This is a genomic window from Parapedobacter koreensis, from assembly GCF_900109365.1.
Classification (GTDB): Bacteria; Bacteroidota; Bacteroidia; order Sphingobacteriales; family Sphingobacteriaceae; genus Parapedobacter; species Parapedobacter koreensis.
On sequence record NZ_FNZR01000001.1, the window covers coordinates 494,139 to 515,798 of the forward strand.

Annotated in this window: 15 protein-coding genes; 5 read left to right on the forward strand and 10 right to left on the reverse strand. The window is 49.4% G+C overall.

All coding sequences use genetic code 11. From position 1 onward, the window contains the following. Positions 1 to 36: 36 nt before the first annotated feature. From BMW65_RS02095 to BMW65_RS02115, 5 genes are read left to right on the forward strand one after another with little or no spacing between them, the layout of a single operon-like run. Complete coding sequence (locus BMW65_RS02095; protein WP_090602381.1) at positions 37 to 3,444, forward strand: SusC/RagA family TonB-linked outer membrane protein; 3,408 nt, start codon at positions 37 to 39, stop codon at positions 3,442 to 3,444. Positions 3,445 to 3,454: 10 nt separating this feature from the next. Beyond that, positions 3,455 to 4,960, forward strand: a complete 1,506-nt coding sequence (locus tag BMW65_RS02100) for a RagB/SusD family nutrient uptake outer membrane protein (RefSeq protein ID WP_090602383.1) — start codon at positions 3,455 to 3,457, stop codon at positions 4,958 to 4,960. Continuing rightward, positions 4,947 to 5,915 (forward strand): metallophosphoesterase, encoded by a 969-nt coding sequence (locus BMW65_RS02105; protein WP_218145320.1) that lies wholly within the window; start codon positions 4,947 to 4,949, stop codon positions 5,913 to 5,915. The genes BMW65_RS02100 and BMW65_RS02105 overlap by 14 nt, the downstream gene beginning before the upstream one ends. A 10-nt stretch (positions 5,916 to 5,925) precedes the next feature. Continuing rightward, positions 5,926 to 6,804 carry an endonuclease/exonuclease/phosphatase family protein gene (locus BMW65_RS02110; RefSeq protein ID WP_177180958.1) on the forward strand — a complete coding sequence of 293 codons (879 nt, stop codon included), beginning with the start codon at positions 5,926 to 5,928 and terminating at the stop codon, positions 6,802 to 6,804. Between the two features lie 9 nt (positions 6,805 to 6,813). Further along, positions 6,814 to 7,788 carry a metallophosphoesterase family protein gene (locus BMW65_RS02115; protein WP_090602388.1) on the forward strand — a complete coding sequence of 325 codons (975 nt, stop codon included), beginning with the start codon at positions 6,814 to 6,816 and terminating at the stop codon, positions 7,786 to 7,788. Positions 7,789 to 7,818: 30 nt separating this feature from the next. Here BMW65_RS02115 and BMW65_RS02120 read toward each other — a convergent pair whose 3' ends face one another. The 10 genes from BMW65_RS02120 to BMW65_RS02165 form a co-directional block, all read right to left on the reverse strand. After that, on the reverse strand, positions 7,819 to 8,418 hold the full coding sequence (locus BMW65_RS02120) for an RNA polymerase sigma factor (RefSeq protein ID WP_090602389.1): 600 nt from the start codon (positions 8,416 to 8,418) through the stop codon (positions 7,819 to 7,821). A gap of 245 nt (positions 8,419 to 8,663) precedes the next feature. Continuing rightward, complete coding sequence (locus BMW65_RS02125; RefSeq protein WP_090602391.1) at positions 8,664 to 10,424, reverse strand: lysophospholipid acyltransferase family protein; 1,761 nt, start codon at positions 10,422 to 10,424, stop codon at positions 8,664 to 8,666. A 104-nt stretch (positions 10,425 to 10,528) separates the two neighbouring features. Then, positions 10,529 to 11,251, reverse strand: a complete 723-nt coding sequence (locus BMW65_RS02130; protein ID WP_090602392.1) for a phosphatase PAP2 family protein — start codon at positions 11,249 to 11,251, stop codon at positions 10,529 to 10,531. A gap of 110 nt (positions 11,252 to 11,361) precedes the next feature. Beyond that, entirely contained in the window at positions 11,362 to 11,691 is a 330-nt protein-coding gene (locus BMW65_RS02135) for an endonuclease/exonuclease/phosphatase family protein (RefSeq protein WP_090602393.1), read from the reverse strand. Between the two features lie 119 nt (positions 11,692 to 11,810). After that, positions 11,811 to 14,567, reverse strand: coding sequence for a TonB-dependent receptor (locus BMW65_RS02140; protein WP_090602394.1), 2,757 nt, complete (start codon positions 14,565 to 14,567; stop codon positions 11,811 to 11,813). Positions 14,568 to 14,675: 108 nt separating this feature from the next. Beyond that, positions 14,676 to 16,463 carry a purple acid phosphatase family protein gene (locus BMW65_RS02145; RefSeq protein WP_090602396.1) on the reverse strand — a complete coding sequence of 596 codons (1,788 nt, stop codon included), beginning with the start codon at positions 16,461 to 16,463 and terminating at the stop codon, positions 14,676 to 14,678. Positions 16,464 to 16,470: 7 nt separating this feature from the next. Next, the gene (locus BMW65_RS02150) at positions 16,471 to 17,322 is read right to left on the reverse strand and encodes a glycerophosphodiester phosphodiesterase family protein (protein ID WP_090602398.1); all 852 of its coding nucleotides are present in this window, start codon (positions 17,320 to 17,322) and stop codon (positions 16,471 to 16,473) included. Positions 17,323 to 17,329: 7 nt separating this feature from the next. After that, the gene (locus BMW65_RS02155) at positions 17,330 to 18,562 is read right to left on the reverse strand and encodes a purple acid phosphatase family protein (protein WP_090602399.1); all 1,233 of its coding nucleotides are present in this window, start codon (positions 18,560 to 18,562) and stop codon (positions 17,330 to 17,332) included. Between the two features lie 25 nt (positions 18,563 to 18,587). After that, on the reverse strand, positions 18,588 to 19,961 hold the full coding sequence (locus BMW65_RS02160) for a PhoPQ-activated pathogenicity-related family protein (protein ID WP_218145321.1): 1,374 nt from the start codon (positions 19,959 to 19,961) through the stop codon (positions 18,588 to 18,590). Between the two features lie 20 nt (positions 19,962 to 19,981). Next, on the reverse strand, positions 19,982 to 21,652 hold the full coding sequence (locus BMW65_RS02165; RefSeq protein WP_245747449.1) for a SusD/RagB family nutrient-binding outer membrane lipoprotein: 1,671 nt from the start codon (positions 21,650 to 21,652) through the stop codon (positions 19,982 to 19,984). Positions 21,653 to 21,660 lie beyond the last annotated feature (8 nt).

The window sequence follows — 21,660 nt, forward strand, 5'->3', positions numbered from 1 at the left end:
GATCCGATAATCCATATTGGGTTTCACAGTAAACAAATGAACTCAGCAATACCACTATGGCGACAACTTATGCGCATCACAGGAATTATTATGATTGCCGTTGTTTTAGCAAGCCAGTTGCTGCTGGCAGAAAACACTTCTGGACAAGTATTAAACAAACGTTTGGATTTGTCATATAATCATACCGATGCTTATACGGTTCTTCGAGACATTGAACAAAAAACCAGCGTTAATTTTGCTTTTACCGATCACCTTGACTTGGAGAGAATCATTGTTCAGGATGTCCATTTTAGGCATGAACGCGTATACGACATCCTAAATTTCCTGTTTGAAAATAACCACATTGGATTTGAAGAACAATCAGGTACGATCATGTTGTATAAAATCCAAGCCCCGGGACGGCTTATTGGGCGTATTACCGATGAAAATCATGTGCCCCTTGCAGGTGCTACCATCCGTATCGCCGAGACCGGCCGCAGCTACAGCGCAGATGCGGAAGGTAAGTTTAGCATCAACGTGCGACGCGGCACATACACCCTTGAAATCAGCTACTTGTCTTACCAGCAGGTACGGCGACAGGTCACCGTCGAAGACGATCAGGAAATCTCGCTTGACATTGTTTTAGCGGAAGCTGTGGGTGATCTGGACGAAGTTGTTGTCGTTGGATACGGTGTACAACGCAAATCAGATATCACGGGTGCCGTAGGTTCAGTCAGGGGGGAAACACTCGAAAAATATGCAGTCACCAATGTTGAACAGGCATTATCAGGCCGGATACCGGGTGTGGATGTTTCCGTCAATTCGGGACAGCCCGGTGGCACGCCGCGCATCCAAATTCGGGGTGCTACCTCTGTAAGCAACACAAACGATCCGTTATATGTGGTAGATGGTGTCATGCTCAACGTAGAGCGGTTGGCAGGAAGTACCCATTCCATTAACTTCATCGATCCGTCAAATATCGAATCCATCGAAGTGCTGAAAGACGCTTCCGCAACGGCAATTTACGGAGCAAGGGGGGCGAATGGTGTAGTCTTGATTACCACTAAAAAGGGCAGCAGAGATGGTGGACATGTCGCTTATCAGGGATATACCAGCTTCGGTGACGTAACACGCAGATTGGATCTCATGAACGCAGATGAGTTTCTAACCGTCGAAGATATTGCTTACCAGAATGCCGAAAAATTTGACCCGACGGGTTTTGGCCGGGGGCAATATGAAGACCCATTGGTGAAACGGAGGCGATTCGTCATCGGGAATACCCTCGGCAATCCGGAATTGTTCGACGAATCACTGGCCCCATTATACGATACGGATTGGCAAGATGAAGCTTTCCAAACCACCGTCACCCAAAACCACAACCTCTCTTTTACCGGAGGTGATCAAAACACTACGTTCGGATTGTTCCTGACTTATCGTGATGAAGATGGTGCCGTCAAAGGATCCTGGCTCGATCGCTATTCCGCCCGCTTCAGTTTTGAGTCAAAACTAAAACCATGGTTGACCGCAGGAGGAGGAATCAACTATAATAAACAACGGGAACGACTGCTGGAAGGCTGGACATTACGAAGCATTTTCCAAAATATCCCCATCATGCCTGTCAAATATCCTGACGGCACATGGGCCGATACCGAAATTTATCCCGGCGTAGAAAGCCCCAACCAGCAGCAATACGCCGCCGAAGACAACCGCCTAAGGGGGACGCAAGACATCTTAGGCAACATCTATGCGATGGTGCATTTCACGCCCAAACTGTACTGGAAAACCATGGTGGCCACCAACAGTATTCGCCAGGAAATGAAAAATTATGCAGGGAAAGATGTACCCAAACTATCGGAGACGCAGGGAGGGATTGCCTCGCTAAGTGCATTAACCGCTGAAACCTGGCAGTTCGAAAATTTGCTCAATTATCAAAACACCTTCGGTGAAGCTCATCGGCTGGATGCCATCCTGGGCCAATCGTTATTGACTTCCAACCGATTTTCCAACAATTCCACAACCTGGGGATTTCTGGATGACTACTATCAGTACAACAACTTAGGAACCGGCAGTAATCCCCGCCCGTCAGGTTCGTCGGCCAGTAAATACAGCATGGCTTCCTTTTTCGGGCGTGTGAATTATTCGCTGCATGACAAGTATTTGCTGACTGCTACCGGCCGATTCGACGGTTCCTCGAAATTCGGGAAAAGCCATCGTTATGGTTTCTTTCCGTCGGTGGCCCTGGGCTGGATGGTCTCCGAAGAAAACTTTCTGAAAGACCATCGTACCATTTCCAACCTTAAGCTACGGACGAGCTATGGCCTTACCGGTAATTCGGAAATCGCCAACTACCAGTATGAAGCTGGCTTAGGTTCTTATGCCGCCGTTTTCGGCAATAGCCGGGCGGTAGGTATCGGGCTCTCCGGATTGGCCAATTCCGATCTGAAATGGGAAACCAACAAACAGTTTGATATCGGCATTGAACTCAGCTTGTTTAATAATCGGCTAAACGTTGAAATGGACCTATACCGACGAGTTTCCACAGATATGCTGTTGAACAGACCAGTACCTCGTTCTTCAGGATTCGCCACCGTCTATCAAAATATCGGGAACATGGGTAACAAGGGATTGGAATTAGCGCTATCCGCTTATCCCGTACAGCGTGCTTCATTTTCATGGCGGACGGATCTCAATTGGTCATTGAATCGAAATGAGGTACTTAAGCTGCACGATGGTGCCGATATTTTATTGGGAACTGCCGCAGGTAGCAGCACCGGAAGCATTATCCGCGAGGGATTGCCGGTCAATTCTTTCCTGGGGTTCGTTCGATTAGGAACTTGGAGTAACGATGAGGCTGATGAAGCAGCGCGCTATAACCGCCGTCCGGGGGACATTAAATTCCAAGACACCAACGGTGATGGGGCTATCACGACAGATGATCAGGTGATTCTCGGCAAAGGGCTGCCGGATGGATACGGCTCCTTCGTCAATACCTTGACCTACGGGAATTTTGACCTTTCCTTGGACATCCAGTTCCAGTACGGCAACAAAGTGATGTGGGAGATGATGGCTGTCCTGGAAGATCGTACGGGCGCATACAACAACATGCTTCGGTCAGTCAAAAATGCCTGGACACCCGAAAATCAGCATACCGTAATTGCGCAATCCAAACCATTGGCCGTGGGATATGACACGAAAAACGACACCCACCGATTAAAAGACGGATCGTTTATCCGGGGGAGAAACCTCATGCTTGGCTATAATTTTCCAAGCAGGTGGATTTCAGCACGGCATATCCAATCCTTGCGGGTTTACGCGGCTACACAGAATTTCTTCCTCATCAGTGATTATCCGGGATATGATCCTGAAGTGTCATCCTTCTCCGAAGAGTTTAGCCGAGGACGGGCCTCCTACGGAGACTACCCGAAGCCACGATTGTTTGTATTGGGTTTGAATATCACCTTATAATTTTTTTGCCATGCACGTATTCAATTGGATAATAAAGAAAGCGACCTTTGCTTTCGCTTTGTTGAGCTTGGTTGCCTGTGAAGATTTCCTGACACAGAGCGACCCGAGCAATTTTACTTCCCAAAACTACTACACAAAACCAGAACATGCCCAAAGCGCGGTGGATGCTATCTACGTCGATCTTAGGCAAATAAGAGGCGGTAGTAATTCCGGAGCTGCTTGGCTCATGACCGAGTTTGCATCCGGATTGGGAAATACCACAGCACTGGGTTCAGCGCAAAACAACCTCACCTTCCGGAACCTGGAATTTGATCCCAACAACCCGTACGGAGCAAGCTATTGGAATAGCCATTACCGGGGAATTGCCAATGCAAATATCGCCATTCAGAAAATACCGGACATAACGATGGATGAAGGATTGAAAAACCGACTGCTCGGGGAAGCACGGTTCCTGCGGGCGTATTACTACTATAACTTAGTGCGGCTTTTTGGCGAGGTGCCTCTCATTCTGGAACCCGTAGACCTGGGTTCTGACAATTTTATGCCATTACGAGCGCCGATCAACGATGTCTATCAACTGATCGTCAGCGATCTGCAAACTGCCGAAACCGCCGGATTGCCATATACCAGTATAGCAGGGCGGGTGTCGTTGGGTGCTGTGCAATCGCTGCTCGCCGATGTATATTTAACCATGGCCGGGTATCCGCTCAACTTGGGCACGGCATATTATACCTTAGCCCGTGATAAAGCCAAGGAGGTTGTTGATGCCAACATGCATCACCTGTTCCAATCCTATGACTCCCTGCGGATGGAAGGGAGCGAAAACCAGGGTGAACATATTTTCATGACACAATTCGACCAAAACGTGGCGAACCATAACGGGTTGCAACTGATTCTTATCCCTTTTAATGCGCCTATTTCCAATATAGAGGGATACGGTATGCTTTATCCCGTCATTGAATTTGTCGAAAGCTATGAAGACGGGGACAGGCGAGCCGAAGAAAAGCAGTTTTTCTATACCAGCTACGGTGCAGCAAGTGATCGCTCGCAAATCATTGAATTTGGCGCTCCCTATATTTATAAATGGTTTGATGACAACGCCAATGTTTCCGGCAACATCTCAGGATTGAACTGGCCATTGATTCGCTTTGCAGAAGTATTGCTGACGTATGCAGAGGCTGAAAATGAAGTCAGCGGACCAACGGCACTGGCATACCAAGCGTTAAATCAAATTCGAAAACGGGCAAATCTGGCTGACTTGTCCGGACTGAGCACCGAGGATTTCCGCGAGGCGGTATGGCGCGAACGCTGGCATGAGCTCTGTTACGAAAACAAGACTTGGTTCGATATGGCCCGGCTACGCAAGGTGTATAACCTCCGTACAGGTCGCTTTGATGAGTTCGTTGGACACCAATTTGTCTATGGACCTACACTAAGCAGCCGCGAATTGCTGTTCCCGATACCGGAATCCGAAATCCTGAATAACAAAAATCTAACACAAAATGAAGGGTATTAATTTATTCGCAATCCTTTTACTGAGTGTTTCCTGCTCAACACAAAAGGCATTCAATATCGCTGTCATGCCGGATACACAGGTATATTCCCGGTATTATCCCGAAATATTCTATTCGCAAACCGACTGGATCTACAAACATCGGGACCAAATCGCCTTCGTACTGCACGAAGGCGATATCACCACCCGGAATTGGGATGATCAATGGCAAGTGGCACAAAAAGCGATGACCAAGCTGGATGGACAGGTTCCGTACGTACTTTGTATGGGCAATCACGATATCGGTACCGATGGCAGTGCAGATGTACGGAATACTGACAAGTTCAACCAATATTTCCCTTATGACAAGTATTCGCGGATGAACGGTTTTGGTGGCGCTTACGCGGTAGGTGAAATGGACAATACCTGGTATACATTCAATGTAGGGGGCATAAAATGGCTGGTGGTCTCCCTCGAATTCGGGCCAAGAAACTCGGTATTGGAATGGGCCAACAAAATTGTAAGCGATCACCCCAAGCACCGGGTGATTCTGCTTACCCACGCCTACCTGTACAATGACGACACCCACATGAGCGCCGAACGGCATCACCAATGGTTAGCCCGGAATTATGGCGTTGGCAAAACCGCCGGGGAAGATACGGTGAATGATGGCCAAGAAATCTGGGATAAATTGGTGAAACGCCATGCCAATATGCGATTCGTGTTCAATGGCCATGTGTTAGGCGACGGTACCGGTAAACTGGTAAGCACGGGCGAACACGGCAACAAGGTTTATCAAATGCTGGCCAATTACCAAACGGGAGTCGATAATTCGGAAAATGGGGGGAATGGATTTCTCCGCTTGGTCTCCTTCGATATCAAGCGGAAAACGATTACGGTGAAAACCTATTCGCCTTATCTCGATGCGTACAAAACCGAACCGGACCAGGAATTTATTTTTGACCATGTCGAATTTTGAAATGAATAAGATGAAAAAGCCATTATATGGCACGTTGTTATTGATGCTGGGTTTCTTTATAGCAATGAATCCGGCCTGTAATGCGCAACAGGAACAAAAACTAACCGTTGTGGCCTATAACGTTTTACTGGGTTTCCGAGAAAATCCGACCTTACTGGAACAATGCGTCGAATGGCTGCAAAGCGAGCATCCCGACATTGTATCCTTTGAGGAGCTTAACGGATTTACCCAACAGTCGTTAAGCGAACTTGCCCGCCGCTATGGCCATCATTACTCCGTCATCTTAAAAGAGGATGGATTTCCCGTCGGCATCACGTCAAAATACCCAATTACCGATGTGGAACGCGTGGTAAAAGATATGCATCACGGATACATTTACGCCAAAGTCAATGGCTATCATGTTTTTGCGCTACACCTATCTCCCCACAATTCCAATAAAAGGCATGAAGAAATACAGCGTATTCTCCAGCGGGCAGCAGCTCTCCCGCAGCGTGAACCCATTTTGGTAATGGGCGATTTCAACGCAGTGTCCCACGCTGACAGCCAGCGCTATGACACTGCTGAGCGGCTAAAAAAAGCGCTCGAAATGGAAAGCAACCATGATTATGTATTTAATCTACGGGACGGCAAAATAGATTATCGAGTTACCGATGCATTAGCTGCTGCGGGTTTCAGCGATACCTATGCATTAATGAACGAGGGCTTTACGCCCTCGTTTCCTACAAAAAGCTTCCAGGGAAAGGACACCTACTATGGTGGGCCTTGTCGCATCGATTTCATTTGGGTCAATGCTGCACTCGCTGACCGTTGTACCCGGGCCGAAATGGTAAGCAATCGGTATACACATGAAATTTCGGACCACTACCCTGTTATCGCATCATTTAAGTAAATTTAAACCATGGAACGACGACAATTTATCGCCACGGCGGCATTGGGTTCCCTTATGCTTCCCACGCTTGCCAAACGAAATACAACACCGTTGCCCTTTACGTTTTCGCTTACAGGGAATGAAATCAGGTACAATAGCGAAGCCTTTGCTCGCGCTACGAAAGTTATTTTCTTGTCCGACACACACCTTTGGCAACATGACGACCGGGAAATTCCTTATCAGCGGTACAGCGATCGGATGGCTGGGGCTTACCATCGTACCCGGCATTTCCAAACCGGTGAGCCGACCGATCCCATGACATCTTTTGAACAAACCCTGCGCTATGCAGCCGAAAACGAGAGCGATTTGTTGGTGTTGGGCGGTGACATTTTCAGTTATCCTTCCGAAGCGGCCATTGAATGGGCACTGGATAAACTGAACTCAACCGGTATTCCCTATATATACACCACAGGCAATCACGATTGGCATTACGAGGGAATGGAAGGGTCGTCAATGGATTTGCGGCGGGAATGGACCGATAAACGACTGAAAAAACTGTTTCATGGCAAGAATCCCGCTATATCCTATCAGGATGTCAACGGAATTCGCTTCTTGGTGGTTGACAATTCCGTCTACGAGATTTTACCAGAACAACTTACTTTTTTCGAGCAATACACGCGCACCGATTTACCCATCGTATTAGTCATGCACATTCCCTTATACGTTGCCGGAAGGTCCATAAATTTCGGCTGCGGGCATCCCGAATGGGGGGCACAGTCAGATGATGGCTACCAAACGGAACGGCGGGAGCGTTGGCGGAAAGGTGGACATACTTCCGTGACAATGGATTTTCACCGCAAGGTATTTGAAACGCCCAACTTGGTGGGTATCCTTACAGGGCATATCCATTCACCGTCGCTGGATGTCGTCAATGGCATCCCACAGTTTGTTGCCCCCGCCAATGCACAGGGCGGGTTCTTGGAAATTGACTTTCTCCACGGATAACGGTTGAAAAATAGACTGACTGATGAGTCCTTAGCTAAGGATAAAAAGCAATACCAGGTAGAAAGAGGGTGGAATATCGGGGTGTTTTTGGGCCAATACTACCCGCAGGCGACGCAAGGCGTCTGTTGTATTGTTTTTGACCGTTTGCTCGGATAATCCAAGCGCTGTTGCAATTTCAGCGACCGTAAAATCCTCTGCCCGCATCAGAAAAATCCGGCGCATGTTTTCGGGAAATCGCTGGACAGCCTCATTCAGTGTACGGCTGATTTCGCCAGCCGCCATTATATCCATTACAGAAACTTCGATGGTTTCCATCCGGTGCAGCAAATGCTCCATGGCCTTTTGTTGCAAATCAGCTTTGCTCGCCCGTTTGATAAGGTGGTACTTTAATGCAGCACGCAAATACGCCTGAAACGAAGTAGTAATCACAAGTGAGTGCCGCCGTTCCCAAATATCGGTAAAGATGTCCTGTACGAGATCCTCAGCGCCACTTTGGTCGTGCAGACGATGGTACGCTTGGCGGTATAGCGCTTCCCAATGGGTATTGAAGAGTTCCTCAAACATACCGGGCACATCATTCCTGATACCGGTGAGCAATTCGGACTCCGTGATAGCTGCCTTGATGCGCATACAAGCAAAGATAACCAGCTTATATTACGCTAACATTAATTTTGCTCAGTTGCCCGGATACCGACTTGCCTGCCTACGGCACCTTAACTTCTCCCTCCTTCCTTCTCGCTTTTTCCTGCCGTTGTTCTGCCATAATGCGGGCTGGATACGTGCCGTATGCGGGGCGGATCTAAGGATTTCCCGGATACGTCCCGGATGGGCTCCGCATCGCACACGGAAGATGGCAGGAGAAAGGGGGTAGTTTGTCAGGAACGATTGCCGAAAAACCGCCGCTCCATGGTTTCATCCAATTGCTGCCGGTCAAATACTAAAAACCCATCCAAACAATGGTTGAATTTGGGATCTACATTAAACGCGATGATTTTGGCTTTCAGGCTCAGGTAGTGTCGCAAAAGTACCGGAAAACGTCGGTTAGGTTTCTCGATATCCATGACCAACCGTTCCAATGCGGCGAGGGACGTCGGGTCGTCCAACAATGCTTCCAGATTCATCTTCATCAGGCTGGGCTTGAATCGTTTCCGTGGGCGTATAAGGTCAGCGAGCTGCTCGTCATAACAGTTGCGCCGGATAAACTCGACGATCACCGACCGAGAAAACCGTGAAAAATCCCCACTGATGCTTACCGGTCCAATGAGGTAACGGTATTGCGGGTATTTTTCCAAGCACCAGGCGATGCCTTTCCAGAGTAGATATAGAGGCATGGCCGTTTGCTGGTATTCTTCCCGTATCCAGCTACGGCCCAATTCCATGCTTTCTTTCAGCACAGGCGTGATAGCCTTATCCATTTTGAATAGTTGCGAAAGGTAGAATCCCCGCTTCCCCTGACCGTATAGCAGCTCTTCTCCCATTCCTACACGATACGCTCCCACCACTTTGGATTCGCGCTTATCCCAGATAAACAAGTGCCGATAGTACAGGTCAAAAACATCTAAATCAATGGAGCGGTTACTCCCTTCGCCTACCCCACGAAAGGTCAGCTCACGTAGCCTGCCGATTTCGCGGATCAGCTGGGGCATCTGCTGGGCTTCCGCTAAGAACACATCAAAATAACCAATAGTCAATATTCGATTTTCGTGCAATTCGGCAAGTTCCTGCTCCAAGTCGGCAATAGCTACCGCCGGAACGATATCTTCAGGTTTTTTCGGCAGCATGAATCTTCCCCGTTCCAGCCATTCCCATTTGGTTTTGGGCATATCCATCCCCAACGCATAGGTACGGGCCCTTGCATATTCAAGCAGCTCCCTTGGTTGCTGTTTTCCTTTAGCGACTTTTTCTGGACTAATTGCCGTACCGATCCGAAGTTTTACCTCATGGCCATTTTTGTTGAACAGCTCTACCGCTAACCTGGCCGTCCGCAATTTCGGATGCAGCAATCCTAGCAGATTAAACAGCAGCCCATTATGCCCGTGGAAATAAATGGGAACGATGGGCACCCCGGCTTTGGCAAGCAGTTTTCCGACAACTGGGTGCCAGCGCTTGTCCGTGACCTGCTGCAATGCCGGTTGGTAGGCTGACACTTCGCCCGCCGGGAACATCGCCACAGGGATTCCCTGCTTTACCGATGCCAAGGCTTGCCTTATCCCAGCGATATTGGAAAGATGTGCTTCTTCATGAAATGGATTGATTCCAATGAAATAGCTGTTTAGATTGGGAATATGCTGCAACAGAAAATTGGCCATCACTTTGGTCTCTGGCCTCGCCGCGCAGAGTATCTTGAGCAATATCAGCCCTTCAATGCCACCGTAAGGATGATTAGCCAGGGCAATGAAAGGCCCCGTTTTCGGTATCCTTTCCAAATCTGAAGGGTCAATGCTGATGTGGATACCTAACAATTCAAGTACGCCATCCACAAATTCCATTCCCTGCAAGTGGCGTACCTTGTTGAACTCTGTATTGAAACGATCAAGTTGCATCAACGACATCAACAAGCTGTCAATACCCGGCAACGGCAACCGATGGATTCCAGTTGCCTTAGCGAATGCCCCCTTGGTGATCAATGGCTCCATGATGCGTAGCTTTCTACAAAGCTATACTCACCGTATTAATCCAGCATTACGCCAGGATGAATATAATCAGCACCAACCCCCAACCGGACAACAAAGTTAACTAGCTAGGATAATGAGGAATAACCGTCCGATTGTTGTTTGGGGTTGGGGCGTATGGCAACCGATATATGCAACCTCCTATTGGCCCAATCTGCTTTGAACAGCGTGCTGCTATCAAACCATCCTAGCAAAAGAAATGTCATTGAACTACCGATCAGCGCACCAGCAAAGACATCCTGTGGAAAATGCTGGGCCAAATATATCCGTGAATATCCGACAAGCAGGGCCATTACAAACAAGAATGGTGAATTTCGTTGATTGGGAAAGAGGTAATATAGCATGGCCATCATCGCAAACGCCGTCGTGGTATGTCCAGACGGAAAACTATTGTGGAAATGGACCGTATAGTCCGGTGGTATGTGGAGATCATGAACACCTTCAAAAAACTTGGCGGGCCTCGGAAATCCCAAGGTTCGCTTTATACCTTGCGCCAGAAGTCCAGTCAATATAAAACAGGTAATTGCATATATCACATACTTGAAGCGCACGAATAAAAGGATTACCGTCAACAATACCATCAACAGGCCATCCCCGCCGTAGGTAATGTATTGAAATGCGGCATCCGCTACCGGATGATGCAGCTGGTTTACCAATAAAAACTGCTCGCTTTGCGAAATGAAAATCGACAACGCTATACTTGACAGTGCAAATAGCAGGACAGCGACAGTGAAAGCGGGATATGTGGTATAAAACGCAACAATACTCCTACTTCTAAAATGATTTGCCATGTGATATTCGTAATCCACCGCGAATGTAGGGTTAGGATACTAACAGATTGTTAAATGAAAGAAAATCAATGGTAATTTTTATGACAACTTATGGTAAAGTCGTATGGCATTCAACGCCGCGTAAACCGGAAAACCGCCCATACGGGCAAGTGATCGGAAATCTGACCAGCCTCCGTGACTACACGGCCTGCGACCAATTCAAGTGTACCCAAATTTTCCCGTAGTATCCTGCTGATTGTCGGATCGGCCTCATCCGGGCTGCTGTTGAAGTCGCCTACCATCATGGTCGGATATCGCTCACTGTAGCGCTGGTACAATTGCAGCACCGCATCGGTATGTTGCTCGCGCGTATCCCGATCAAACGCTTCCAAATGCACGTTGATGACGATTACTTCCCTACCTTGTATCAACAACTTGGCTACTTGCGCCAGTCGATTCAAATAAAAAGCACGGTAATAAAACGGGGGCTGAGGTTACTGCAGCAAGCGTATCTACCGAATGCGTTGTCACTGGAAACTTGGATAACACAGATTGGCCTGAAAGGATTCTGCCAAAATGCTTAGAACGTTATCCTGACCTGTGCGCCGACAATACTCCTGCTGCCACCAATATAGGTAGGAAAACCAATAGTGTCTCCGCTATTTCCTGCATCAATCATATAATGGGTATCAAAAATGTTCTTGCCATAAGCCCCCACTTCATAGTGGATACGGTTCGCCACAAACCGGTAACCGGCTGTGAAGTTGGTCAATCCGTAGCCTTCCTGATACAGATCTTTCCGGTTATCATCCTCAAAATATACGCCGGACTTATAAGAATACGAAGGCCGCAGGTATACTGACGAACGGCCATTGAGTGGTACATCTGCGTCTAATCCGAAGGCAAAGCTGTGATCGGGTGTCAACCGGAAACGATTGCCAGCATACTCCTGTGGATTGCCGTTTTCATCGGTATCATTGAATTTGCCATCGATATATGCATAGTTGCCGAAGATGTTGACCGTGGGTGTGATGAAATACCGCAAGCCGCTTTCGATGCCGAAGCTGTGGGCCTTGCCTCCATCATCGGCCAGCAATTGCGGTGCAATGCTTCCGGGTACTTGCTGTAACGATAGGGTTTGGAAATTCGACCAATCGTAATAATAGGTGCTCAGTTCGTACCCTAATTTACCATTGGCTACTAAGCCTTTCAATCCTACTTCATAACTCCACACCACCTCGGGTCTTAAGTAGGTCGTTTCCGTGGGGAATATCGAAATAACTCCCGGCCTTCTGCCCCTTGATATGCTGCCATACACGTTATTACGGCCAAACAGGTAGTTCAACGCCAATCGACCCACGTACGAATAGTAATTTTTGCTCGCGTAAATCGTACCATCGGATACAGGGTTCAACAAATTGGGTGAGCCGCCATTGGCGATCATCCCAAATACACTTGGCGGTGAAGCGGCATCAGCCCGGTACCCTCCTCGTTGGGTCTCGTAGGTGCCGCGAAGACCTGCAGTTAGTTTCAATTGTTCGGTCAGATCGAACGTGCCGTCTGCAAATAGTTCAACAGCTTGGTTTCTTCCATAAGTAGTATACGACTCGGTATGTGCACGATTAATGGGACTACCATCCAACAGGGTGACCAATGTAATTAATTCGGCGGGTAATACGCCGGGAGGCAGCATACCCGACTGGAGCAGTTGTTGCCATGTGATGCCAGAAGGTAGGCCACCTGGCATAAGCTGACTGACCAACCCCAGCGCTAATGGCTGCAAGTTGGGTAAATTTTCCACGGGCTGCGGCTGTCCATTGGCAATGACGGGATCGGTATGAAAAAGCTGCTGTATTTGTCCCGCAAGTGCTTGCACGTGCGCTTCTGGCAACCCCAGGGATGCGCCCAGTTGGCTCACTTGTCCAGACAGCTGGCCACTTAATATTGGTGCTATATAAGCCGGATAAAGCACTTGCTCATTCACCCGCATGGGCACATTCTGTGAAGAGTTTTCGTAAAAATAACCGGCTCCGAGGAATCCCGAAAACCGGCTATTATTTTCATAGGTAAATCGAAACTCTTGGCTATATTGCGTTCCTTTGGCGATTTCGGAGAGCCATAGCAATTGGGCTGGCGTACCATCAGCATCAAAGGATTCGTCGCTGTCAAAAGCTCTGAAACCGGAAAGGGAGGAAAGTCTCCAGACATTGTCCAAGCGATGGTCTACCAATAAGGTAGCCCCGCCCACATGCCGTTTGATGTAGAGATCTTCACCCTGCTCCAGATCGGCAAATGTATTGGGATCAGTATCCCCTCCTGCTGGGGCAAAACGCTTGCTTTTGAAGCTTGTGCCTGGATAATTGTCATATTGATAATTCAGGATAAGGTCGGCCGTTGTATTTGCGCCGCCCCACAGGCGAGTGCTGTTGCGCAAAGCAATGACTTCCTTCCCGTTGAGCCGCCCACCGGAAAGGTTGCCGATAAATCCATTCCGTCCTTCATAATTAAACGCCAATCGATTGGCCAGCTTACCCACAGCGATGGGTGTATTGATGTAACCATTGACAAACCGATGGCTGTATGCGCCATATCCCCCGCTTACCTCAGCTCCGAATCTATCTTGGGCTTTATTCTGGATGATGTGCAGCGCTCCGATTTGGGCACCACGACCAAACAGCGTACCCTGCGGCCCTTTAGCCACTTCCACGCGTTCGATGTCAAACAACTCGACCACCGATGCCCGCGAACGCGAAATGGAAATCCCATCCTGGAAAATGGAAATACGCGGCTGCGTACGCGAATCACCGTCATCTGAGGTAATACCCCGAATGACGTAACCCGGATTATTCGGGCTTTGCAACTGTACCTCCATTCCGGGAATAAATGTCGCCATCTCATCCATTTGGCGCATATTAAGCCGACTGAGCGCGGCACCGGACAACGCACTCACGGTCACGGGCACCTCGATGCTAGTCTGTGTACGGCGCTGCGTGCTCACCACCACTTCACCCAATGCTATCTGGCTTTGCTGGAGTCGTATTTCATCGAGCACTACATTTCCTCCACCGATTTCCACGGATTGGGAATAACCAACACGCCCCTGAAATGTAATGGTCAGCCGATAGGTGGCTGGCGGCACCTGAACCAGAAGAAACGTGCCATCTGCTTGCGTAGTGACGTGGAAATTGGTGGTCTCCAACGAAACGGTAGCACCAACCAAAGGAATTCCTGCTTCATCCACTACCTTGCCTGAAAGGCTACCTTGCTGGGCATAAGAAATCCGATAAGCCGTGGGAAGGAGAAGTAATGTGAGAATGACCGTAAAAATATAACGCATAGTGTTAGCTTTTTACAAAGCTATTATTATCGCATTAATCTACTATTAACCAATGATGAAGCTAACCACTACCTACGAAGTGAAACAGCTTTTATTCCTTCAAAAGCCCTACTTTTTTACGACCAACCTGTCCCGCTCCGAATGGTCAGCGTCATAACATGTATATTCCAACTGCTTTCCATCGATGCGGAAGTGCTGGTAGAAATTTCCGCTCACGACACGCTTTGCTACGAACGGCTGCGGCTGGCTGTCTTCACGCACTTCGCCACCCCTGACGGTCGCAGATTGCAGGTATGTGATTCCTGCTTTATCTTTTTTGCCCGCTTTCAGGGGATGTGCTCGTAAATAATAATGGAAATGGCCACTAAGCACGAGGTCAACGCCCTGTTCTTCCAATAAGGGCACCCACCTACTGACCATCTCTGGATAAGGTTCCACCTCGTTAAAGGGCGGGAAGTGAACGACCACAAATTTCCAGTCGGCTTGGGACGAAGCTAAGGTTTCGACCAGCCAGGTAGCTTGTTCCTCAAGCGAAAAGCTTGCAGCGTCTACCATGACAAACAAGGCATTTTGATAACGGAAGAAATACGACAGTCCGCTCGGGGCGAAATCTACCGGCCCGTTGGGTGGGTAATCCAATAGCGAATGGAACATCGACGCACCAAGGCCATCCTGGCTATCGTGGTTTCCAGGCACTGCCATGAGTGGTTGCCGTGCAAACACATCCCCTGGATAATGGAAAAACCGATCCCAGTCGTCACGGTGTAAGCCTGTATTCACCAAATCACCCGAACATAAACTGAATGACGCAGCGGAATCACGTTCAAAAGCCTGCTGGATAACGAGGCCTGCGATGGAGTCATTGTGGATATCGCCAAACCAATTGAACGAAAAACCTGAAGAAACCGGTTCGGTAGTAAATGTATATACACTGGATAATGGGCCACGTTCGCCCCGGACTTGATAGTGATACTTACTACCTGGCGCTAGCTTGGTCAACCTTGCGATGAACCGTTGGTTATAACGGTCGTTTATCAACAAGCGATCTTCCAACCTGCCAACGTCCGCATATAGCTCGGCCGTATCCGCATGCCCCTCCAGCCAATAAGATATCCAAGTGTTTTTAATGGTCGTATCCGTCCGCCATTGTACCGTCATGGTGGATGATGGGTCTTCGCCTAATGTCAATGTGAGTTGATCCGCCACATCATGGGCGGGAAATGCCGTTTTTCGATACGCATGGATAAGGTGCGCTTCGCGTGCACGGCCCCGGATAGTGGTCAGTAGGAGTTGACCGCGCAGGGACTCCGGCACATCCGTCAGCGTGAGCCCGTCCCAATCGTGATAGGTAAACGAGCCAATACCCAGCGTGTCGATATGCTGTGCTACCGGGAAAATCGGTTCAAGTACCAAATCTGCGGCGGCATCCTGCGGCGCTACACTCACAAAATATACCGGCCTGTGCTTATCAAAACCATTGATACCGAGCTTAACTTCACCAGCTGGAAAGTTCTTCTGCCAGACCTCGTAAGTATAGGAATCATTGCGAACTGTCAGGGCCGTCTTTTGGAAACCCGATGGTTCTAACCAAAAGGGAAGCTGGGATTGCGCCGTGTCACGCATCAAGGATATCACAACGGGCACATTCACCTTAAACTGCCAGTAGTTCGTCGCCAATGCTTCGCGCTCTTCTTGCGTAATGAAATTCAGGATGAAGGACGCTCCGATAGTATCCAGTCTATCAGCATCTAACTGCGCGTACAACCGCGTAACGATGCCGTCCATGGTGTCGGCAATGGAGCGATCGTTTGCCTGCGGTTTACATCCTATGCATAACAACACCGATATGGCCACCATGGTGACCCGATGTGAGCGGTACCTTTTGTCTTGAGGCATAAGTCAATTAATTATGTGGGTTGTTTTTCCGGAGATAACCCACCAACGTTTCCGGTTCATCCGTCTGGACGATGTTGACCAGTGCCAGCTCCTTAAAAAAGGAGGTATAGCCTTTCCGCTGATCAACCTTTCCGAGGGTATTGGCCCATATGCGGATTCCTTTTTTGACCAGTGGATCCAGCACCTGTGGGTCGTAGTAGCTATCATCGATATGAACGACAGGCGCAATACCCATCGCCAGTATGGCTTCCAAATCCGCTGGATTATATGCCCTCGGCATGATTTTGATATGGGGATTCAACGCATGCAGGCGGGGCATTTCTTGATAGTCATATAGGAAAAAAAGCACTTGTTCTTCCATGCCCAGCTCGGCCACCAACTGGCATACCTTTTTGGCTGCTTCATACGTATCCGCTTTAAAATCGATATCCACCAAGATGGAATCTTTACACCGAAGCAGTGCCTCCCTGAACGTAGGTACGCGGTGTTCGGTAGGCTTTCCTTGGTGGGTCAACACCAATTGCTGCACCTGCGAATAGGTCATGGAAGCCAGCTCGCCACGCCCATTGGTCGTACGATCCACCGTCTTGTCATGCAATACCACCAGCTCAGCGTCTTGTGTCTCCCGCACATCGAGCTCCAGAATATGCGCACCGGCCTTGATGGCGGCACCCATGGCGGCCAACGAATTTTCCGGGAAGTGGTGGTGCGCTCCACGATGGGAGGCTACGAGTACCGTTTGAGGCTGTGTATGAAAGACAGTCAATATGGAATCTGTACGCGATTGCTGCGCAATGGCGCTGCCCGGGAACACCAGCAGGGCCAATGCCACGAAATAAAAATAGCTGAATTTGTTCATCTTGTGATTATTTGGTCAATTCAAATGAATCTACCAGTTTTCCCGATACGTCATACGCTTGGTATTGCAACTTGTCCTTGGATACCTGTATCGTTTGATAGAGTTGGGTATCCACCATTGACACGTCCATCCAGCGTTCGGAATCGGATTTATACATTTTTGGTCCGGCCACGGATAGTACATACACCGGGCCTGAAGACGTAGCATTTGGTCCTTTGCCTCGGGCATAGGTATGATCATGGCCCTGGAATACAAGGTCTACCCCGTGTTGGTCGAACAGCGCCTTAAGGCGTGCCCTTGCCTCTGGACTGTCGTCACTCCTGTTTTTGGAGGTTGAATATATCGGGTGATGGAAAAACACGATGGTCCATCGTTGCGGATTGTCCTGCAACAGCTTTTCGAGCCATGCCACTTGGGTGGCAAAGGAGCCTTCTTCTACACCCATCTGCTGCGAATTAAGGCCTATTAATCGCACATCCTGGTAATCCATGTAATAGACGGACTCCTGATGCCCCATCGGGCCATTATCAGGCAGTGTAAACTGGGCTGCCCAATGAGGGTCTAGCATGGGCTTTTCCTGTGTGTCCCGGAAATATTCATGGTTGCCGGGGACGGGCAGCGCTGGGATCATCGAGTGGATGAAGCCGGCTCCATCGTGCCATTCACCCCACTCAGCATCCGTATTCGCCCGATTGATCAGATCACCCGTATGAATGATAAACCGTGCGTCGGGCTGCTGGCGGAACGCCTGGCGAATGGTCCGTGACCATTTCGATTTGATATCATTTTGTGCGTCACCGAGATAGATGAACGAGAAAGGCTCGGAACCAGTCGCCGCAGTCTGGAACTGGAACCACTCGCTCCAATGGGTACCATCACCTACGCGATAGGCATATACCTTAGCAGGTTGCAGTCCTACAAACGTCACATGGTGGTAGCGGTCTTCGCGGCCTTCTTTTCCGACGAACGTACGCGTTTCCGCAGGGTATTCCATGGCACCGGTTTCCAAGTCGGGTGTCCCCTCCTCCAATCGTACCTGTGCCTTGGCTCCAGTGACGGATACGTCTGTCCGCCAGGTAACCGTTTGGGTGGTTGTCGGATCAGCCGACCACGTGAGTATCACCCGGTCGGGGTATGCGCTTGGTGCGAATTCCTGTGCCCATGCACAGGGCAGCCAAACACCTCCAACTACTAACGCCAACGCCAGCTTTGCCAACGGTTTTATGAGTCTTTTTATCATGGTGAAAAATTTAATGTGCTTTATCTTATAACACGCCTTGTTTATCCAGCACGAATACCCGCGTACTCTGTGTATACTCGCCACCTACAGGGCTTTTGTATTTCAGGTCTACATAATATGCTTGGTACCCTTCCGACGGTGCCGATAAGGTAATCTTGATAGCGGATTTTCCGTGGATACCCAAAGATGAGCTTGTCCATTGCTCATCCCGAAAATCTTTGTCGGTAGACGTAGCTGTCCACACCACGACATCCAATAACTGTCCCGGAGTAGCGTCCACGTGGAGTTTTGCCTTGCGGTGTCTTGGCTTCAACGTCCAGTCGGATTCCGGATACGGCAGGTTATTCAACATCGTTCCCACGAAGGCACTCAACGCGCGCATCGCTTGTTGGCCATCGCCCAGATCATGCCCCGCATTCGGCACATAATGGAGCCTGTTTTCGCCAGGTATGCTATCCAAATAATTTTTCACATTGTCTACGACCCAATAAGGGTCATTGGTTCCCATAAACAGCAGCTTGGGCATGGTGAGTGTCTTACGGTAAGCATATGGATCGACCATTGTGGTGATTTCTTGTCCGCCTGGCGTGGTTGCACTTTGGGGGATGCCTAACTGCACATAATCCTGAATCTGCACGCTATAGTCGCCCCAAGTTTCAATTTGATATTGCAGACTGACGGGCATGTTGAGCACATCGATAACCATGGGCGCTATGGCGGCTACCCGATCATCAGCCGCCGCGGTGAGCCAAGTGGTCCACCCCCGTTTAGAAGCCCCGGAAATGATGAATTTCGTTATCGGTTCGTTCAGTCGCTTGGCCGTAAAATCCTGTACGGCATCCATCGCCCTCACCGCGCTCTTCACCATCGGAAAGAGCAATGGCCATTCATAGTCTTTGTCCTGTTTATACCGATGCAACGTCATGGAAATAAGCTCATCTTCCGTACGCCCGCCATACAGCGGCTGATTGGGCGTTTGCCGCAGCAGGGCTACCACCGCATGGTTGTCCGCAGCGATCATCCGCATGGCGGCAAGCTGCTTATCTTCGGGGTTACTATTCCAACGCGGCAGGCCTTCCCGCACCGCGCCCCCCGTAATAAATAACAGCGCGCCGTCGCGCTCCACACGACTCGGCACCACGACGGAAAGCTGGTGCGTCCATACCGTATCCTTCCACGTCTGGGAGACCAGCAACAACTGATATACGGTTTCCGACGAGTTGGCTACTGAATCCTTGACTTCCCATCGAAACGTCGCATCCGGTTTATCCACATAATGTTTCAATGCCGTTTCCGGCGTTACCGGGATTTGTGCAAAAAGGAGTGCTGTCGTGAAGGAAAGGATGGCCGCCAAGGCGACCATCCGGATAGATTGATTATTGTGATGTGTTCGTTCCATTCTTTTTTATCGTATTGTATCTACCAAGGTTTACCGGTACCTTGGAGCAACCACGGCTTAGACCAAGCGCTGTTTTCATTATCGGCTTGGGAATATGCTGTTTTCTCCAAGCGCTGCAATGCTTGCTCGGCATTCGCCCGATTGATGTTCAGTTCATCTTGCATGTAGTAAAACCGTACCGGCAACACAGAACGCAGCGCTGCGGGACCAGCAATGAGTGCAGGGTATCCCGTACGGCGGTAGTCAAACCACGCCTCGGCCGTAGCGGTCCAGCTGGCTACCCATTTTTGCTCGATCACCTGTGCCACCGTGCCTGCATACGCAACATCATCATGGGTGATGTAGTCCGCATATTGGCCGCCTACGGTCCACGCTTCTAACGAGGCTTTTACACCATTTTCATAGTAGGTCGATGCGCTCCCGACATTCCATCCTTTCAGCGCAGCTTCGGCGAGAATGAAATTGACTTCTGCAGCCGATAGCAAACGTGCTTTGAGCAATGGCCCTGACGTTGCCGTATAAATATCATTCACGAATGATACGTGTGGGTTGAACGATGTCTGTCCCGGAGTAGGATTAAGGTTATATGCCGAAGGCAATGCCGAAAAGCTGGGTGGCAGCCCCACGTACTCGGGATCGGTATCTACCACGGCATTGCCCACCACGTCGGGCGATACATGCCGCTTGCCATCTACGATTTCATCCGTACCTGCTGGAAATTCATCGCTCACGACCAACGGTATCTCTACCTTGGCAGCCCATATGGCTAACCGGGGATCGGCCAACTCCTGCAACCGATCGACCAGTGTGGCGCACATTTTACGCCGCCGGAAGTTGCTGCCACCGGTATCATCGATAACCGTATTATCGGGCCAAGAATCCGCAGCCGTCCTGCCCGGAAATGACATAGTTGCATCCGCCGAAGATGTCAGGATCAACGGGTATTGTGCCGGATTGTTTGCAATCCGTTCAATTCCTTCTTTTGAAAAATCGGGCAATTTTTCAGAAACGCGTAGGTAATAGCGCAGGAGCAGCGAGTTGGCAAATCGACGCCAGCTGTCAGGTGAGCCCTGATAATACACGTCTACATCGGCCACGATGCCTTCATACTCACTGGCGGATTTTGACAGCAGGCTGCTGGCCTGTTCCAAATCGGCAATGATACCCCGGTAGATGGTTTCTTGTTCGTCAAACTGTGGGAGCAGGTTTTCATTGCCTCCCAGCTCGCCTTTCAACGCGTACGTATAGGGTGCGTCGCCCCACAGGTCGGTAATGGCCCCAAACATAAACGATTTCATCACCAATGACACACCTTGATGAAATTCCATGCCTTCTTCTTGGGCGCGTTTATACAGCAATTCGTTGTTGCGCAGCACATCATAATAAGCATTCCAACTTTGGCTGCCCGTCCAATCATAATCGTTGTGATCGCTGAACCAAGCATCTTTTTGGGTGTGCTGCATGATACCCGCAGTAACCTGGTAGCCCAAGTCGAGGTATATCCTCGCCGCCTCGGAAAGCACCGTCGGCATAATCAAGTTGGGATTCACGGCTTCCTCACCCACCCCATTTGGATTAATGTTCAGCTCCGTCATGTCTTTGCACGAACCCCACAGGAGTACCGAGCAGACAATTAGCCCCATGGCTTTAAAGCTCCTCGTTAGTTGTTTTTTTATCGTCGTTGCGTTCATTTCGTATA

Coding starts and splice junctions, on each gene's coding strand:
- BMW65_RS02155 (WP_090602399.1), bottom strand. CDS start 18,562: ATGATAAAAAGACTCATAAAACCGTTGGCAAAGCTGGCGTTGGCGTTA.
- BMW65_RS02120 (WP_090602389.1), bottom strand. CDS start 8,418: ATGCGCATCAAGGCAGCTATCACGGAGTCCGAATTGCTCACCGGTATC.
- BMW65_RS02095 (WP_090602381.1), top strand. CDS start 37: ATGAACTCAGCAATACCACTATGGCGACAACTTATGCGCATCACAGGA.
- BMW65_RS02100 (WP_090602383.1), top strand. CDS start 3,455: ATGCACGTATTCAATTGGATAATAAAGAAAGCGACCTTTGCTTTCGCT.
- BMW65_RS02140 (WP_090602394.1), bottom strand. CDS start 14,567: ATGCGTTATATTTTTACGGTCATTCTCACATTACTTCTCCTTCCCACG.
- BMW65_RS02150 (WP_090602398.1), bottom strand. CDS start 17,322: ATGAACAAATTCAGCTATTTTTATTTCGTGGCATTGGCCCTGCTGGTG.
- BMW65_RS02110 (WP_177180958.1), top strand. CDS start 5,926: ATGAAAAAGCCATTATATGGCACGTTGTTATTGATGCTGGGTTTCTTT.
- BMW65_RS02145 (WP_090602396.1), bottom strand. CDS start 16,463: ATGCCTCAAGACAAAAGGTACCGCTCACATCGGGTCACCATGGTGGCC.
- BMW65_RS02125 (WP_090602391.1), bottom strand. CDS start 10,424: ATGGAGCCATTGATCACCAAGGGGGCATTCGCTAAGGCAACTGGAATC.
- BMW65_RS02165 (WP_245747449.1), bottom strand. CDS start 21,652: ATGAACGCAACGACGATAAAAAAACAACTAACGAGGAGCTTTAAAGCC.
- BMW65_RS02115 (WP_090602388.1), top strand. CDS start 6,814: ATGGAACGACGACAATTTATCGCCACGGCGGCATTGGGTTCCCTTATG.
- BMW65_RS02130 (WP_090602392.1), bottom strand. CDS start 11,251: ATGGCAAATCATTTTAGAAGTAGGAGTATTGTTGCGTTTTATACCACA.
- BMW65_RS02105 (WP_218145320.1), top strand. CDS start 4,947: ATGAAGGGTATTAATTTATTCGCAATCCTTTTACTGAGTGTTTCCTGC.
- BMW65_RS02160 (WP_218145321.1), bottom strand. CDS start 19,961: ATGGAACGAACACATCACAATAATCAATCTATCCGGATGGTCGCCTTG.